The 15,721-nt window shown below is 68.4% G+C and carries 12 protein-coding genes and 3 tRNA genes; 10 read left to right on the top strand and 5 right to left on the bottom strand.

All coding sequences use genetic code 11. The features are described from left to right. Window positions 1-28 precede the first annotated feature (28 nt). From tig to EDC36_RS03165, 7 genes are all read left to right on the top strand, one after another. A complete protein-coding gene (gene tig / locus EDC36_RS03195; RefSeq protein ID WP_132961811.1) occupies window positions 29-1,339 on the top strand; it encodes a trigger factor in 1,311 nt (436 codons plus the stop codon). 158 nt (window positions 1,340-1,497) lie between these two features. Beyond that, the gene (clpP, locus tag EDC36_RS03190; protein ID WP_132961810.1) at window positions 1,498-2,106 is read left to right on the top strand and encodes an ATP-dependent Clp endopeptidase proteolytic subunit ClpP; all 609 of its coding nucleotides are present in this window, start codon (window positions 1,498-1,500) and stop codon (window positions 2,104-2,106) included. Window positions 2,107-2,138: 32 nt separating this feature from the next. Then, a complete protein-coding gene (gene clpX, locus EDC36_RS03185) occupies window positions 2,139-3,404 on the top strand; it encodes an ATP-dependent Clp protease ATP-binding subunit ClpX (RefSeq protein WP_132961809.1) in 1,266 nt (421 codons plus the stop codon). 99 nt (window positions 3,405-3,503) lie between these two features. After that, window positions 3,504-5,927, top strand: a complete 2,424-nt coding sequence (lon, locus tag EDC36_RS03180; protein ID WP_132961808.1) for an endopeptidase La — start codon at window positions 3,504-3,506, stop codon at window positions 5,925-5,927. A gap of 89 nt (window positions 5,928-6,016) precedes the next feature. Beyond that, window positions 6,017-6,092, top strand: a tRNA-Gly gene (locus EDC36_RS03175). Between the two features lie 73 nt (window positions 6,093-6,165). After that, window positions 6,166-6,239 (top strand) — tRNA-Cys (locus EDC36_RS03170). Between the two features lie 37 nt (window positions 6,240-6,276). Beyond that, window positions 6,277-6,352 (top strand) — tRNA-Gly (locus EDC36_RS03165). Window positions 6,353-6,458: 106 nt separating this feature from the next. On the opposite strand, the gene EDC36_RS03160 is transcribed toward EDC36_RS03165, so the two are convergent. Together EDC36_RS03160 and gloB are read right to left on the bottom strand one after the other, a co-directional pair. Further along, a complete protein-coding gene (locus EDC36_RS03160) occupies window positions 6,459-8,084 on the bottom strand; it encodes a transglycosylase SLT domain-containing protein (RefSeq protein WP_132961807.1) in 1,626 nt (541 codons plus the stop codon). A 39-nt stretch (window positions 8,085-8,123) separates the two neighbouring features. After that, complete coding sequence (gene gloB / locus EDC36_RS03155) at window positions 8,124-8,924, bottom strand: hydroxyacylglutathione hydrolase (protein ID WP_243646453.1); 801 nt, start codon at window positions 8,922-8,924, stop codon at window positions 8,124-8,126. On the opposite strand from gloB, the gene xerD reads away from it, so the two are divergent. Then, complete coding sequence (gene xerD, locus EDC36_RS03150) at window positions 8,925-9,839, top strand: site-specific tyrosine recombinase XerD (RefSeq protein WP_390616712.1); 915 nt, start codon at window positions 8,925-8,927, stop codon at window positions 9,837-9,839. Between the two features lie 10 nt (window positions 9,840-9,849). Here xerD and EDC36_RS03145 read toward each other — a convergent pair whose 3' ends face one another. Together EDC36_RS03145 and EDC36_RS03140 are read right to left on the bottom strand one after the other, a co-directional pair. After that, window positions 9,850-11,922, bottom strand: a complete 2,073-nt coding sequence (locus tag EDC36_RS03145; RefSeq protein ID WP_132961806.1) for a glutamine--tRNA ligase — start codon at window positions 11,920-11,922, stop codon at window positions 9,850-9,852. Next, window positions 11,919-13,340 (bottom strand): GGDEF domain-containing protein, encoded by a 1,422-nt coding sequence (locus tag EDC36_RS03140; RefSeq protein ID WP_132961805.1) that lies wholly within the window; start codon window positions 13,338-13,340, stop codon window positions 11,919-11,921. The genes EDC36_RS03145 and EDC36_RS03140 overlap by 4 nt, the downstream gene beginning before the upstream one ends. 213 nt (window positions 13,341-13,553) lie before the next feature. On the opposite strand from EDC36_RS03140, the gene EDC36_RS03135 reads away from it, so the two are divergent. Next, complete coding sequence (locus EDC36_RS03135) at window positions 13,554-13,949, top strand: hypothetical protein (protein WP_185971202.1); 396 nt, start codon at window positions 13,554-13,556, stop codon at window positions 13,947-13,949. Window positions 13,950-14,020: 71 nt separating this feature from the next. Next, window positions 14,021-14,851, top strand: coding sequence for an undecaprenyl-diphosphate phosphatase (locus tag EDC36_RS03130; RefSeq protein ID WP_132961804.1), 831 nt, complete (start codon window positions 14,021-14,023; stop codon window positions 14,849-14,851). Here EDC36_RS03130 and EDC36_RS03125 read toward each other — a convergent pair. After that, entirely contained in the window at window positions 14,814-15,689 is an 876-nt protein-coding gene (locus EDC36_RS03125) for an alpha/beta hydrolase (RefSeq protein WP_132961803.1), read from the bottom strand. The genes EDC36_RS03130 and EDC36_RS03125 overlap by 38 nt on opposite strands. Between the last annotated feature and the right edge of the window lie 32 nt (window positions 15,690-15,721).

Below are 15,721 nucleotides of genomic sequence, written 5' to 3'. Positions count from 1 at the left end.
CCATCCACGATCACAAGGAGTTTTTTCCATGGCTGTCAACGTCGAAACCCTGGACAAGCTCGAGCGCAAGCTCACGCTCGAGCTGCCGCTGGAGGCGATCCAGAAGGAAGTCGATACGCGCCTCAAGCGCCTGCAGCGCCAGGTGCGCATGGACGGTTTCCGCCCCGGCAAGGTGCCTTTGTCGGTGGTGGCCCAGCGCTACGGCTACTCGGTGCAGTACGAGGTCATCAACGACCAGGTCGGCCGTGCCTTTGCCGACGCCGTGGCGCAAGCGCAACTGCGCGTGGCGGGGCAGCCGCGCATCAGCGAAAAAGAAGGCGCCCCCGAGGGCGTGCTGGCGTTTGAGGCGGTGTTCGAGGTGTTTCCTGAGGTGCAGCTGGGCGACCTGTCGGCGCTGGAGCTGGAAAAGCTCGAAGCCAGCGTGGACGACGCCGCCATCGACCGCACGCTGGAGATTTTGCGCAAGCAGCGCCGCACCTTCACGCCGCGCCCCGAGGGTGAGCCGGCGCAGGACGGTGACCGCGTGACGATCGACTTCGAAGGCAAGATCGACGGCGAGCCGTTCGAGGGTGGCAAGGCCAGCGACTTCAGCTTCGTCATCGGCGAAGGCCAGATGCTGCCCGAGTTCGAAAACGCCGTGCGTGGCATGAAGGCGGGCGAGTCCAAGACCTTCCCGCTGGCGTTCCCCGAGGACTACCAGGGCCGCGAGGTGGCGGGCAAGACGGCTGACTTCCTCGTCACGGTCAAAAAAATCGAGCAGCAGCAACTGCCCGAGGTGGACGAAGCGTTCATCAAGTCGCTGGGCATCGAAGCCGGCACGCTCGAAGCGCTGCGCGACGACATCCGTCGCAACCTGGAGCGCGAGGTCAAGTTCCGCCTGCTGGCGCGCAACAAGACCGCGGCGCTGGATGCGCTGGCCAAGGCGGCCCAGCTTGACCTGCCCAAAGCCGCCATCGAGGCGGAAATCGACCGCCTGATCGAAGGCGCGCGCCAGGACCTGCGCCAGCGCGGCCTCAAGGACGCTGACAAGGCCCCCATCCCGCGCGAGCTGTTCCAGCAGCAGGCCGAGCGCCGCGTGCGCCTGGGGTTGGTGGTGGCCGAGCTGATCAAGGCCAACGACCTGCGCGCCACGGCCGAGCAGGTCGACGCGCACCTGCGCGAGCTGGCCTCGTCCTACGAGCAACCCGAGGAAGTCGTGCGTTGGTACCGCGCCAACCCCGAGCGCATGGCCGAAATCGAGGCCATCGTGCTGGAAAACAACGTGGCCGACTTCATCTTCGGCAAGGCCAAGGTCACGCCCAAGGCCATCACGTTCGCCGAGCTGATGGGGCAGGATTGACGCCGCGGCGCCCCCGAGGCCGCACGTTGGCGATGCCGGGGCGGGCCGTGGGCCCGCCCTTTTTGCTGGTGGGGTCCGGTGGGGCGGGCGCGAAGCGGTTACAGTAAGGCTTGGGTGCACGGCACCTGTAGCCATCGACGAGACGGAGTGAACGACGCATGAGCGCGCTGGACGCACAGGCCCTGGGCCTGATCCCCATGGTCATCGAACAGTCGGGCCGCGGTGAGCGGGCCTACGACATCTATTCGCGCCTGCTCAAGGAGCGGGTGGTGTTTTTGGTGGGGCCGGTCAACGACCAGTCGGCCAACCTGGTGGTGGCGCAACTGTTGTTTTTGGAAAGCGAAAACCCCGACAAGGACATTTCGCTGTACATCAACTCGCCGGGCGGCTCGGTCAGCGCCGGCATGGCCATTTTCGACACGATGAACTTCATCAAGCCGGACGTGTCCACGCTGTGCATCGGCATGGCCGCCAGCATGGGCGCGTTCCTGCTGGCGGCCGGCGCCAAGGGCAAGCGCTTCGCGCTGCCCAACGCGCGCGTGATGATCCACCAGCCGCTGGGCGGCGCGCAGGGGCAAGCCACCGACATCGAAATCCACGCGCGCGAAATCCTGCGCCTGCGCGCCGACCTCAACCGCATCCTGAGCGAGCGCACCGGCCAGCCGTTGGAAAAGATCGAGCGCGACACCGACCGCGACTTCTTCATGTCCGCCGCCGAGGCCGCCGAGTACGGCCTGGTGGACAAGGTGATCGACAAGCGGTCCTGATGGCCCCGCGCACAGCCTGCTAGAGTATTCCCATGGCCGACAAGAAAAGCCCGCGCGACAAGACCCTGTACTGCTCGTTTTGCGGCAAGAGCCAGCACGAGGTCAAAAAACTCATCGCCGGACCGTCCGTGTTCATCTGCGATGAGTGCATCGACCTGTGCAACGACATCATCCGCGACGAGGCCCGCGACGCCGCCACCCCGCTGGGCGCGGCCGCGTCGGCGCTGCCGACACCGGCGCAGCTCAAGGAGCACCTGGACCAGTACGTGATCGGCCAGGAAAACGCCAAAAAGGTGTTGGCCGTGGCGGTGTACAACCACTACAAGCGGCTGCGCCACAACGACCAGGCGGCCCAAAGCGGGGTCGAGTTGGCCAAGAGCAACATCCTGCTGATCGGTCCCACGGGCTCGGGCAAGACGCTGCTGGCCTCGACTCTGGCGCGCAAGCTGGACGTGCCGTTTGTGATGGCCGACGCCACCACGTTGACCGAAGCGGGCTACGTCGGCGAAGACGTCGAAAATATCATCGCCAAGCTGCTGCAGGCGTGCGACTACGACGTGGACAAGGCCCAGCGCGGCATCGTCTACATCGACGAGATCGACAAAATCACCCGCAAATCGGAAAACCCCTCGATCACCCGCGACGTGTCGGGCGAGGGGGTGCAACAGGCGCTGCTCAAGCTCATTGAGGGCACGGTGGCGTCGGTGCCGCCGCAGGGGGGGCGCAAGCACCCCAACCAAGACATGATCGCGGTGGACACCACCAACATCCTGTTCATTTGCGGCGGCGCGTTCGCGGGGCTGGAAAAAATCATCGAAGCGCGCACCGAAGCCAGCGGCATCGGTTTTGGCGCTGCGGTGCGCAGCAAGCGCGAGCGCGCGCTGACCGAGCTGTTCACCCAGGTCGAACCCGATGACCTGGTGCGCTACGGCCTCATTCCCGAGCTGGTCGGGCGGCTGCCCGTGGTCACGGTGTTGGCGGAGTTGGACGAGGAGGCGCTGGTGCGCATCCTGACCGAACCCAAAAACGCCATCGTCAAGCAGTTTGCCCAGCTGTTCGCCATGGAGGGCGTGGAGCTGGAGGTGCGCCCGGCGGCGCTGCGGGCGATTGCACGCAAGGCGCTGCAGCGCAAAACCGGCGCGCGCGGCCTGCGCTCGATCCTGGAGCAGGCCCTGATGGACACGATGTTCGAGCTGCCCAACCTGCACAACGTGCGCCGCGTGGTGGTCGAGGAAGCCACGATCACCGAAGGGCGGCCACCGCTGTTGGTGTACCACGAAGAAGCCAAGCAGGCCTGAGCGCCGCCGCGCTGGCGCCGGGTGCGGCGGCGTGGCGGGCGAGCTTGAAGTCCAGCCCCGGCGCCCCCACCTGCGCCTGTGTACGAAAGGAATCCCACGATGTCTGGACTGCCCCCGCTGCCTGCCGAACCCGTGACACTGCCGCTGTTGCCGTTGCGCGACGTGGTGGTGTTTCCGCACATGGTGATCCCGCTGTTCGTCGGGCGGCCCAAGAGCATCAAGGCGCTTGAGGCGGCCATGGCGCACGAGCGGCGCATCATGCTGGTGGCGCAAAAAACCGCCGCCAAGGACGAACCCACCCCCGCCGACCTCTTCGAGGTGGGGTGCGTGGCCAGCATCCTGCAAATGCTCAAGCTGCCCGACGGCACGGTCAAGGTGCTGGTCGAGGGCGTGCAACGCGCCAAGGTGCTGCGCGTCGACGACGATGCCGAGGGGCACTTCTCGGCGCACCTGTTGCCGGTCGACGCCGAGGCCGAGCGCGCCGAAGCCGACCCGAAGGAGCTGGAAGCGCTGCGCCGCGCCGTGATGCAGCAGTTCGAGCAGTACGTCAAGCTCAACAAAAAGATTCCCGCGGAGATCCTGACCTCGATCGCCAGCATCGACGACCCCGGTCGCCTGGCCGACACGATCGCCGCGCACCTGCCGCTCAAGCTCGAAGCCAAACAAAGCATCCTGGACCTGGAGCGTTTGGTGCAGCGGCTGGAGCACCTGTTTGCGCAGTTGGAGGCGGAGGTCGAAATCCTCAACGTCGACCGGCGCATCCGTGGGCGCGTCAAGCGCCAGATGGAAAAAAACCAGCGCGAGTTCTACCTCAACGAGCAGGTCAAGGCGATCCAAAAAGAGCTGGGCGAGGGGGACGCCAGCGCCGAAATCGAGGAGCTGGAAAAGAAAATCAAGGCCGCACGCATGCCCAAGGAGGCGCGCCAAAAGGCCGAGGCCGAGCTCAAAAAGCTCAAGCTGATGTCGCCCATGTCGGCCGAGGCCACCGTGGTGCGCAACTACATCGACGTGCTGGTCAATCTGCCCTGGAGCAAAAAGACCAAGGTGCGCCACGACCTGGCCTACGCCGAGGAGGTGCTCAACGCCGACCACCACGGGCTGGACAAGGTCAAAGAACGCATCCTGGAATACCTGGCCGTGCAGCAGCGCGTCGACAAGGTCAAGGCGCCGATTCTGTGCCTGGTGGGGCCGCCGGGGGTGGGCAAAACGTCGCTGGGGCAGTCCATCGCCAAGGCCACCGGGCGCAAATACGTGCGCATGGCGCTGGGCGGCATGCGCGACGAGGCCGAAATTCGCGGTCACCGGCGCACCTACATCGGCGCGCTGCCGGGCAAGGTGCTGCAAAACCTCACCAAGGTGGGCGTGCGCAACCCCTTGTTCCTGCTGGACGAGATCGACAAGCTCGGCATGGACTTCCGCGGCGACCCGGCCTCGGCGCTGCTGGAGGTGTTGGACCCTGAACAAAACCACACCTTCCAGGACCACTACGTCGAGCTGGACTTCGACCTGTCGGATGTGATGTTCGTGGCGACGTCCAACTCGCTCAACATCCCGCCGGCGCTGCTGGACCGCATGGAGGTGATTCGCCTGTCGGGCTACACCGAGGACGAGAAGGTGGCGATCGCCTTGCGCTACCTGCTGCCTAAGCAGCGTGGCAACAACGGCGTCAAGGACGACGAGCTGGAGGTGACCGAGGCCGCCGTGCGCGACATCGTGCGCTACTACACCCGCGAAGCCGGCGTGCGCGCGCTGGAGCGCGAGATCTCGCGCATCTGCCGCAAGGTGGTCAAGGGCTTGCTGCTGGGCAAGATGAACAAGCCCGTGGTCGTGACGCCGGACAACCTGGCGGACTTTTTGGGCGTGCGCAAGTACACCTACGGCCGCGCCGAGCAGCAAAACCAGGTCGGCCAGGTGGTGGGGCTGGCGTGGACCGAGGTGGGCGGCGACCTGCTGACCATCGAAGCCGCCATCATGCCGGGCAAGGGCAACGTGATCCGCACCGGGTCGCTGGGCGATGTGATGAAGGAGTCGGTCGAGGCCGCGCGCACCGTGGTGCGCAGCCGCGCACGGCGGCTGGGCATCGCCGACGAGCTGTTCGAGAAAAAGGACATCCACATCCACGTGCCCGACGGCGCCACACCCAAGGATGGCCCCAGCGCCGGCATCGCGATGACGACGGCGATCGTGTCGGCGCTGACCGGTATCCCGGTGCGTGCGGACGTGGCGATGACCGGCGAAATCACGCTGCGGGGCGAGGTCACCGCCATCGGCGGCCTGAAGGAAAAGCTGCTGGCTGCGCTGCGTGGTGGCGTGCGCACCGTCATCATCCCGGAAGAAAACGTCAAAGACTTGGCGGAGATCCCCGACAACGTCAAGCAGGGGCTGGAGATCGTGCCGGTGCGCTGGATCGACAAGGTGCTGGAGCTGGCGCTGGAGCGCCAGCCGGTGCCGTTGCCGGATGAGGAGCCGACGGTGGCGGCTGCGCCGGCGGCCGAAGGCACGGCGCCGGCGGTGACGCACTGAGCCGCGCCCACGGCGGCACCGGGCTTTTTTTCGGCTATAATGCAGGTCTGTCGGCGCTGCTGGTTGTGCAAACCACCGGCAGCGGCAACGCGGGAATAGCTCAGTTGGTAGAGCGCAACCTTGCCAAGGTTGAGGTCGCGAGTTCGAGACTCGTTTCCCGCTCCAAGTTGACGTGGTGGTTGCTGGGTTCGCATGTTCAGCAACCGCCCTCCGGCGGTTGTCGGGTTGAACCAGACAAGGCGCGGTAGCAAAGCGGTTATGCACCGGATTGCAAATCCGAGTAGGTCGGTTCGACTCCGGCCCGCGCCTCCACAATGCGCGGCTCAGGCAATCGGCCCGAGCCCACCAGGCGGGAATAGCTCAGTTGGTAGAGCGCAACCTTGCCAAGGTTGAGGTCGCGAGTTCGAGACTCGTTTCCCGCTCCAAACATCCAGCCCCGTGCGCCTCCAGGCGGCACGGGGCTTTTTGTCGTGTGGCGCAGGGCTTCAGCGGTGGGCCGCGGCGCCCGCGGGGCGCCGCCGTGCGGGCCGTTCAGCGGGCGTGGGCCGCCGGTGCCCGGGCCGTGGCCAGCCGCTGCAGCTTGCCGCCTTGCGCGGGGGCGCCCGGCGTGGCGCGCTTGGCCGCCACGCGTGCCGACGCCCGTTGGGACGCCGCCTTGCCTTTGGCCACTTGGGTGGCCTGGCCCTGCTTGGGGGCTTTGCCTCGCACCTGGACGACGAGCGCTTGGCCAGCCCGCAGCGCGCTTGTCGGCTTGAGGCCATTCCACGCCGCCAGGTCCGCCACCTTCACACCGTGACGCTTGGCCAGCGTGGCCAGCGTGTCGCCCTTGCGGGCCTGCACGCGCACCGTGCGCAGCGGTGGCACTTCGGGCGCCAGCAGCACTTGGCCATGGTCGGCCAAATGCTCCGGCACGTCGCGGTCGAGCCGTCCCTCGCGCGGCACCAGCAGCGTGGAGCCGGCTTTGAGCTTCATGCGCGGCGGGATGCGGTTGGCCGCGCGCAGCTCGGCTTCGGACCAGTCCAGCTCGCGTGCGGCCTGGGCCACGGTCATGTCGCGCGGCACGCGCCAGGCGGTCCAGCTCGCGGTGGAGCCACGGTGCTGCCGCAGCCGCTCGGTGAACAGCACGGCGTTGTCCCACGGCAGCAGGATCTCGGGCGTGCCCGCGGCCATGATGACGGGCTTGTCGTGTGCGGGGTTGAGGGTGCGAAAGTCCGCCTCGGACACGTCCGCCAGGCGCGCGATCAGCGCCACGTCGAGGTCGCGCTCGATGCGCACGGTGTCAAAAAACGGGTGGTTGCCCACCGGCGGCAGTGTCACGCCGTGCTGCTGCGGCGCGCGCACCAGGTTTTTGACCGCCTGCAGCTTGGGCACGTAGTGGCGGGTTTCGTCGGGCATGCGCAGGTCGGAGTACCCGGTGGGCAGCCCCGCGGCGGCGTTGCGTCGAATGGCGCGCTGCACGTTGCCTTCGCCCCAGTTGTAGGCCGCCAGGGCCAGGTGCCAGTCGCCAAACATGCGGTGCAGCCGCTCCAGGTAGTCCAGCGCCGCCCGGGTGGACGCCAGCACGTCGCGCCGGTCGTCGCGAAAGGCGTTTTGCTTGAGGTCGAAATGTTTGCCGGTGGCCGGCATGAACTGCCACATGCCGACGGCCTTGGCGCGCGAGACCGCCTGCGGGTTGAACGCGCTTTCGATGAAGGGCAGCAGCGCCAGTTCGGCCGGCAGTTGGCGCCGCTCCAGTTCTTCGACGACGTGGAACAGGTACTTGCTGCCGCGGTCCACCATGCGTTGCAGGTAGTCCGGGCGGCTGGCGTACCAGCGTTCCCATTGCGCCACGCGCTCGTCGTCCAAATCGGGCATGGCAAAGCCGCGCTCGATGCGCTCCCACAAGTCGCGCGGGGCCTGCACCGGGGCCACGGCGGGGGGCTCGGGCAGTGGCGCGGCGGCGCTGGGCGGCTCCACCCGCTCGACGATGGCCACCGCCGTGGGGGCCGCTGCGGGTGGCGTGGCGGCATGGGATGCCGCCTTTGGCTCAGGGATGGCCGCGGTGGGCGTGGCGGCAGCGCTGAGGTCCGCACCGCCGGGCCGGTGGGCGCAGCCAGCCAGCACGAGCGCGGCGGTCAGCGCAGCACAACGCACAGCCCAGGGGGATCGTGAAAGCATCGGCATTCGGTGGGCAAGGCAAGGGGACGGCGCCGCCGGTCAGCGAAAGCTGTCCTTGAGACGACGCAGCGCGGCGAACACGTCGGCGTCGTGGGCGGCGCCGGCAACGTGGGGTTGGACGGCGGCGCGCACCGCGGGTTCCCGCGTGCGCAAAAACGGGTTGATGGCCCGCTCCAGCCCGATGGTGCTGGGCAGGGTGGGCTGGCCCTGGGCGCGCCACGCTTCGCAGCGCGCCTGGTGCGCCCGCAGCGCGGCGTTGGCCGGTTCCACGCTCAGGGCAAAGCGCAGGTTGGCCAGCGTGTACTCGTGCGCGCAACAGACCCGGGTGTCGTCGGGCAGGGCGGCCAGGCGGTCCAGCGACGCTAGCATCTGCGCCGCCGTGCCCTCGAACAGGCGGCCGCAGCCCGCGCTGAACAGGGTGTCGCCGCACAGCAGCCAGGCCGGCTCACCGTCGCCGGCCGGTTCGCTGACGTAGGCCACGTGTCCAAGCGTGTGCCCGGGCACGGCCAGCACCCGCCAGCGCCGCCCCAGCAGGGTCAGCGTGGCGCCGTCGTCGACCGGTTCGCCGTCGTCGAAAGGCAGCGGCTCACGCGCCGGGCGCACCACACGGCAGCCGGTGGCGGCCCGCAGCGCCGCCACACCGCCGATGTGGTCGCCGTGGTGGTGGGTGATCAGGATGCCTTGCAGCGACAAGTTACGCGCGTGCAGCGCCCGCTGCACCGGCTCGGCCTCGCCCGGGTCCACGACCCAGGCCTGGCGCCCATCGTGCAGCAGCCAGATGTAGTTGTCGCTCAGCGCCGGCACGGGCTCGACGCTCAGCGGGGGCGCTACCATCGTCATATGGCGATGATACCCGGGGACGATGCACTGGTGGACCGTTGGGCCGACGCGCTGTGGCTGGAGGAGGGGCTGGCCGCGCGAACGCTGGCCGCGTACCGCAGCGACCTCAAGGGGCTGGCCGGCTGGCTCGCCAGGCGCGGGCAGCGCTTGTTGGCGGCGGACGCGGCCGACGTGCAGGCTTACATGGCCGCGCGCCTGCCGGGCAGCCGCGCCACCAGCAGCAACCGGCGCCTGAGCGCTTTCAAGCGCTTTTACCGTTGGGCGCTGCGCGAGGGGCTGATCGAGCGCGACCCCACGCTGCCGCTGCTGGCGGCGCGCACCCCGCTGCGGGTGCCCAAGACCCTGACCGAGGCGCAGGTGGAGGCCCTGCTGGCCGCGCCCGACGTGACGACCCCGCTGGGTCTGCGCGACCGTGCGATGCTGGAGCTGATGTACGCCAGCGGCCTGCGCGTCAGTGAGCTGACCGCGCTGCGGCTGCACGAGCTCAGCCTGGCCGACCAGGTGCTGCGCGTCACCGGCAAAGGGGCCAAGGAGCGGTTGGTGCCGTTTGGCGACGTGGCGGCCGACTGGCTGCGCCGCTACCTGGGCGAGGCGCGCCCCGCCCTGCTGGCCGGGCGCGTCAGTGACGACCTGTTCGTGACGCAGCGCCACGGTGCGGCGATGACGCGCGAGATGTTTTGGCACGTGGTCAAACGCCACGCGCGCGCGGCCGGCATCCAGGCGCCGCTGTCGCCGCACACGCTGCGCCACGCGTTTGCCACCCACCTGCTCAACCACGGGGCCGACCTGCGCGCGGTGCAGCTGTTGCTGGGGCACGCCGACATTGCCACCACCACCATCTACACGCATGTGGCGCGCGAGCGGCTGCGCCAGCTGCACGCGCGCCACCACCCACGCGGGGGCGGGGGGGCGTAGCGGCGCGCGCTCAGCGCCCGCCCCAGCCGTCTTTGAGCGTGGCGATGCGGTTGAACACCGGCTGCTCGGGACGGTGGTCGAGCCGGTCGGTGCAGAAGTAGCCGTGGCGCTCGAATTGCCAGCGCGATTCGGCGGGGAGGTTGGCCAGGGTCGGCTCGACGTACCCGCGCACGGTGCGCAGGCTGGCCGGGTTGAGCACGGCCCGGAAGTCCTTACCGCCGGCGTCGGGCTGCGGGTCGGTGAACAGGCGGTCGTACAGGCGCACCTGCGCGGCCACCGCCTCGTGCACGCCGACCCAGGTGATGGTGCCTTTGACCTTGATGGCGTCGGCGCCGGGGGTGCCGCTTTTGGTGTCGGGGATCACGCGCGCCAGCACCTTGGTCACTTGCCCCTGGGCGTCCTTTTCGCAGCCGGTGCACTCGACGACGTAGCCGTACTTGAGGCGTACCTTGTTGCCGGGGAACAGCCGGAAATAGCCCTTGGGCGGCTGTTCAGCGAAGTCCTCGCGCTCGATCCACAGCCGCGGGCCCAGCGTGAACTGGCGCTCGCCCCAACCGGGGTGGTGGGGGTGCAGCGGGGCGCGGCAGGCCTCGCGGTGCGTGGCGCTGCCAAACACCTCGGCCCAGTTGGTGAGTTCGAGTTCGACCGGATCCAGCACCGCCATGGCGCGCGGGGCTTGGCCTTCCAGGTCGTCGCGCAGCGCGACTTCGAGGTTGCCGTAATCGATCCACCCCCCGGCTTTGCTCACGCCGGTGCGTTCGCAAAACAGCCGGATCGCCTCCGGCGTGTAGCCGCGTCGGCGCAGGCCGGCGATGGTGGGCAGGCGCGGGTCGTCCCAGCCGGCGACGATGCCCTCGTCCACCAAGGCCTTGAGCTTGCGTTTGCTGGTGACGACGTAGGTGAGGTTGAGGCGCGCGAATTCGTACTGGTGCGGCAGGTCGAACGGCTCGGGCTCGTAGGCGGTGAGCACCTGCGCCAGCAACGGGGTGAAGTGGTGCAGCTCGGCCAGCAGCAGCTCGAAAAAGCCGTCCAGGTCGCGCAGCACGGCGTCGCGGTCGTGCTCCCAGCGCGCGAACAGCGCGGCCATGCGCCGCTCGGCGTCGGTGTTGCGGCCGAGCTTGGCCGCGGCGTTGTGGCAGCGCAGCGCGAACGTCTTGGCTGCTTCGACGCCCTGGGCGCGCAGGTCTTCGATGCGTTGGCGGGCGCGCGCAAAGTGCGGCGCGCGCAGCAGCGGCACCAGGCGCTCCAGCAACCAGTCGTAAAACGGGCGTTGGTCTTCGAACTCCAGCGTGCAGATGCTGTGCGTGATCTGCTCCAGCGCGTCCTCGATGGGGTGCGCGAAGGTGTACATCGGGTACACGCACCAGCGGTCGCCGGTGTTGTGGTGCGTGGCGTGCTTGATGCGGTAGATCGTCGGGTCGCGCAGGTTGATGTTGGGGCTGGCCATGTCGATCTTGGCGCGCAGCACCATTGCGCCGTCGGGGTGCTGGCCAGCCAGCATCTCGCGCCAGCGGCGCAGGTTGTCCTGCACCGGGCGGTCGCGCCAGGGGCTGTCGATGCCCGGCTCGGTCAACGTGCCACGGTTGGCGCGCATTTGCTCGGGCGTTTGCTCGTCCACGTAAGCGTGGCCGGTTTCGATCAGGTACTCGGCCGCGCGCGCCATCGTCTCGAAATAGTCGCTGGCGAAGTAGCGGTGTTCGGTGCCGTGGGCGTGCCAGCTCCAACCCAGCCACTGCACGGCGTCGGCGATGGCGTCGACGTAGGCCTGTTCTTCCTTTTCGGGGTTGGTGTCGTCGTAGCGCAGGTGGCACACACCACCGTACTCCTGCGCCAGGCTGAAGTTGATCCAGATGCTTTTGGCGTGCCCGATGTGCAGGTAGCCGTTGGGCTCGGGGGGAAAGCGGGTGCGGATGCGCGCCGGGTCGGGCACGCCGCGGGCGTGGTGGTCGGCGTCGCCGGGGCTGCCGCCCCAGTGGCGGCCCTGGTGGCGGCCTGCGGCCAAGTCGCGCTCGATGATCTGGCGCAGGAAATTGCTGCTGGAGGCGGGGTGGTGTTCGGGGGTATGCGGGGCGTGCTCGCTCATGCCCCGATTGTAGGTTCGCCGGCCGACGCGCGGTCGGCCAACACGACCCGGTTGCGTCCGCCACGTTTGGCCTCGTACAACGCGGTGTCGGCTTGGCGAATCAGGTACTGGTAGTCGGGGTGGCCCTGGTAAGGGGCCACGCCGATGCTGGTGGTCAAGCGCAGCGTGGCGCCCCCAGGCAGCTCGTACCCGTGTTCGGCGACGCGCTGGCGCAGCTTGTTGGCATGGTGCAGCGCTTGCTCCGGCGTGACGTCCACCAGCACGATGAGGAACTCTTCGCCGCCGTAGCGAAATACAAAGTCGCTGGCGCGCACGTGGTTGAGCAGCAGCAGTGCGGTCTGTTGCAGCACGGCGTCGCCGGCGTCGTGGCCGTGCTGGTCGTTGACGAGCTTGAAATGGTCCAGGTCGAGCAACAGCAGCGCAAACGGGATACGGCGCTGCTGGGCCAGGTGCACTTCCCGGGCCAAGATGGGGCCAAGAAAGCGCCGGTTGAGCAGCCGGGTGAGCGCGTCGCGGCCGCTTTCCAGTTCGATGTGGCGCTCGAACAGCATTTGCACGAGGTACTGCAGGTTGTCCAGCGCGGTTTGCAGCTCGGTGATCAACACCGGCTGGCGTTGCGCGTCCCCGGCTTGCAGCTGTGGCAGCAACGTGCCGTCGATGTGGTCGAGGCCGGCGTGCACCAGCTCGACTTCAGGGGCACCCTCGAACAGGTTGGCGCCTTTGTGCAGAAACCACAAGCCGAATTCGGAGCCGCGCAGCGTTGGCAGCACCAACGGCTGACCGCCGCGATGCAGCGCGAACAACACCTCCTGGCCCCAGGCGGCGAGCAAAAAACGCTGCCGCTCGCGCTCCACCTGCAGGTTTTGGCTCAGCGCGTGCAAGCGAAAGGCTTCCTCCGTGCGGGCGACGCGTTGGGTGTCACGCACGTACGATTCCGCCATCAACTCCAGCGCCAAGTCGAACAGGTCGTTGACATAGCGCAGCGCCGCCTCGGTCTGGTCCGCATCCAGCGCGTTGTCCGCTCGGCGCAGCAGTCGGCTGAGCAACCGACCTTTGAGGAAGCGTGCCCCGCGCGCGACCAGATGCATCGGCAACTGGATGCGGGCGTGCACCTCGCCGACATAACGCTGGTGGGCCACGATGGCCGGCAACGCCTCGGGGGGATGGGGTGCGAACAGCTCGCCCAGCCAACGGCGCATCGAGGCGTGCAGACGCTGGTGCACGATGTCGGCGTCCAAGAACAACTTGGCCTTCGGGTGGGCCAGCATTTCCGCGTAGAAAGCCTCGGCCAGTTCGTCGCCCAGGTCGTGCACCAGCGCGCTGATGCGCTGCGCGACGGCCGTCGGGGTGTTGGCCACGATGGCGCGCCATTCGGCCACGGGGTCGAAGCCTGGGCGCTCGTGTGTTGGTGTTGCCATTGATATCAATTATGGTTGTTGTTCGACCAGTCTAGCACGCAGCCACCGCGTTGACCCACCGGTGCGCCGCGGCCCCGCGCCTGGGCCCCACGCCGCCGTTACCACCGGTTACGTTCGACACGATTGGGTGATACCTGTAGCTTGCGCGGGGTGCTTCAATGACGGGGCGTGCATGATCATCAAACTCGCGCTCGCGAGGCAGGAGAGATCGCTATGAACATCCTTCGTTGGAAGCGCGCCGCGGTGGCGGCATGGTGGGGCATGGTGGGGTCGGTCGGCGTGGCCCACGCGGGTGACGTGTACTGGTCGGTCGGTGTGCACCAGCCGGGCGTGAGCGTGCGGGTCGGCAACACGGTGCCGGTTGTCGTCGCACCGCCCGTGGTGGTGGCGCCACCGCCGGCGGTGGTGTGGGGGGCGCCGGTGGCCGTTGTGGCGCCGCCGGTGCTGTGGGCGCCGCCGGGCCACCGCAAGCACCACCACCATCATCATCACCGTTGGGATCGCGATGGTGGCCCACGCGTGGTGGTGCCGGGGGCCTGGGGCGCGCCGCCCGCCTGGGGGTACCCGGGGCACGGCCGGTGGGACGACGACCGTCGAGGCTGGCGCTGATCACGGCGCCGTAGGCTGGCACGCCGCGCCGCTACACTAGCGGGCTTGTCGGGCTGCCCTTGCCGTTGCTCATGGATATCGCTTTGCTGCTCAAAGCCGCCCTGATGGGGGTGGTGGAGGGCTTGACCGAATTTTTGCCTGTTTCGTCCACCGGACACCTGATTTTGGCCGCCGCGCTGCTCGATTTGCCCGATGAACGCACCAAGGTGTTCGAGGTGGTGATCCAGACCGGGGCGATTCTGGCCATCGTGGGGGTGTACTGGCAGCGCCTGCTGGCCACACTGCGCGGCTTGTCACGGGATGCGCTGGCGCAACGCTTTACGCTCAACGTGGCGTTGGGCTTTGCGCCGGCGGCCGCGGCGGGGTTTGCGTTCATCGGGCCGATCAAAGCGTACCTGTTCAACGCCTGGGTGGTGGCGGCCGGGTTCGTGCTGGGCGGGCTGGTGATGCTGTGGGTGGAGGCACGTCAGCGCCACGGGGCGCGGCCGCGCATTGACGATGTCGACGCCATCCGTGGGCGCGACGCGCTGGCGGTGGGGCTGATCCAGTGCCTGGCGCTGTTTCCGGGGGTGAGCCGCTCCGGCGCCACCATCATCGGGGCGATGGCGCTGGGGTTTTCGCGCCGCGCGGCCACCGAGTTCAGTTTTTTTCTGGCCATCCCGATGTTGTTCGGGGCCGCGGCCTACGACCTGTACAAGCACCGCGCGCTGCTGGGCGCGGCGGACGTGCCCTTCTTCGCCGTCGGGCTGGTGGTGTCGTTCGTGTCGGCGTGGGTGTGCGTGAAGTGGCTGCTGCGCTACGTGGCCAGCCACACGTTTGTGCCGTTTGCCTGGTACCGCATTGCTTTCGGGGTGTTCATCGCCGTCAGCGGTTGGCTGGGGTGGGTGCATTGGGCGCCATGAAGTGGCGCAGCGCGCGGTCGATGGCGGCCGCGGTGGCTTCGGGCTTTTCCATCGGGAACAGGTGCGTGCCCTCGATGAATTGCAGTCGCGGTGAGGGCTCGCGGCCGCACAGTTTGTGCGTCATCGTCAGGCCCACGCGGCGCATTTCCTCGGAGTGGGTGCCACCCACGAACGCCACCGGGCAGCGCAACGGGTGACGCCGCAGCAGCCGGTCCAGATGGTGCGGCAAGGTGTCGTAGATGGCCGTTTCGATGTCGCGGTCGAAGCTGAGCACCCGGTGCACCTGACCGTCGGGGCCGACCTCGTCGTGCGTGCCGGCGGCGATGTAGTCGGCCAGCACGCGCGCGTCCCAACGGCTGAAGGCGCGTTTGTGGCGGAAGTGTTGCAGCGCTTCGTCGGCGCTGGCCCAGCGGTTGCGCCGTTTGCGGCTGATGCGCCCGGGCGAGACGGCGCCGATCAGGCGGGTGTGTTTGGCTGCGGCCAGCGCGCGCGCCTTCCAGCCGCCCAGCACGGGGGAGTCGAGCATGACCACGCCGCCCACCGCGCTGCCGCCCAGTTGCGGGTGCAGCGCGGCGCACATCAGGCTCAGAAACCCGCCCAGCGAGTGGCCGACCAAAAACAGCGGCTCGCCCTCGGGCCGGACCTGCTGGGCGATGAAATCGGCCAGCTGGCGCACCAGGTGGGGCCAGTTGCTGGTGACGGGGTAGCGCGGGTCGTGGCCGAATTTGTCCAGCGCTTCGACGCGCCAACCGCGGGCGCGCAGGTCGTCGAACAGCACGCGGTAGGTGCCGGCAGGGAAGCTGTTGGCGTGCGAAAAGACGATGCAGGGTGGGTTCATGGTCGCGTCAGCCAGGCAGGCCGCCCGCAAGA

The organism is Tepidimonas ignava (assembly GCF_004342625.1).
Classification (GTDB): Bacteria; Pseudomonadota; Gammaproteobacteria; order Burkholderiales; family Burkholderiaceae_C; genus Tepidimonas; species Tepidimonas ignava.
This window is presented reverse-complemented; position numbering and strand designations above follow the sequence as displayed.

Coding starts and splice junctions, on each gene's coding strand:
- tig (WP_132961811.1), top strand. CDS start 29: ATGGCTGTCAACGTCGAAACCCTGGACAAGCTCGAGCGCAAGCTCACG.
- clpP (WP_132961810.1), top strand. CDS start 1,498: ATGAGCGCGCTGGACGCACAGGCCCTGGGCCTGATCCCCATGGTCATC.
- clpX (WP_132961809.1), top strand. CDS start 2,139: ATGGCCGACAAGAAAAGCCCGCGCGACAAGACCCTGTACTGCTCGTTT.
- lon (WP_132961808.1), top strand. CDS start 3,504: ATGTCTGGACTGCCCCCGCTGCCTGCCGAACCCGTGACACTGCCGCTG.
- EDC36_RS03160 (WP_132961807.1), bottom strand. CDS start 8,084: ATGCTTTCACGATCCCCCTGGGCTGTGCGTTGTGCTGCGCTGACCGCC.
- gloB (WP_243646453.1), bottom strand. CDS start 8,924: ATGACGATGGTAGCGCCCCCGCTGAGCGTCGAGCCCGTGCCGGCGCTG.
- xerD (WP_390616712.1), top strand. CDS start 8,925: ATGGCGATGATACCCGGGGACGATGCACTGGTGGACCGTTGGGCCGAC.
- EDC36_RS03145 (WP_132961806.1), bottom strand. CDS start 11,922: ATGAGCGAGCACGCCCCGCATACCCCCGAACACCACCCCGCCTCCAGC.
- EDC36_RS03140 (WP_132961805.1), bottom strand. CDS start 13,340: ATGGCAACACCAACACACGAGCGCCCAGGCTTCGACCCCGTGGCCGAA.
- EDC36_RS03135 (WP_185971202.1), top strand. CDS start 13,554: ATGAACATCCTTCGTTGGAAGCGCGCCGCGGTGGCGGCATGGTGGGGC.
- EDC36_RS03130 (WP_132961804.1), top strand. CDS start 14,021: ATGGATATCGCTTTGCTGCTCAAAGCCGCCCTGATGGGGGTGGTGGAG.
- EDC36_RS03125 (WP_132961803.1), bottom strand. CDS start 15,689: ATGAACCCACCCTGCATCGTCTTTTCGCACGCCAACAGCTTCCCTGCC.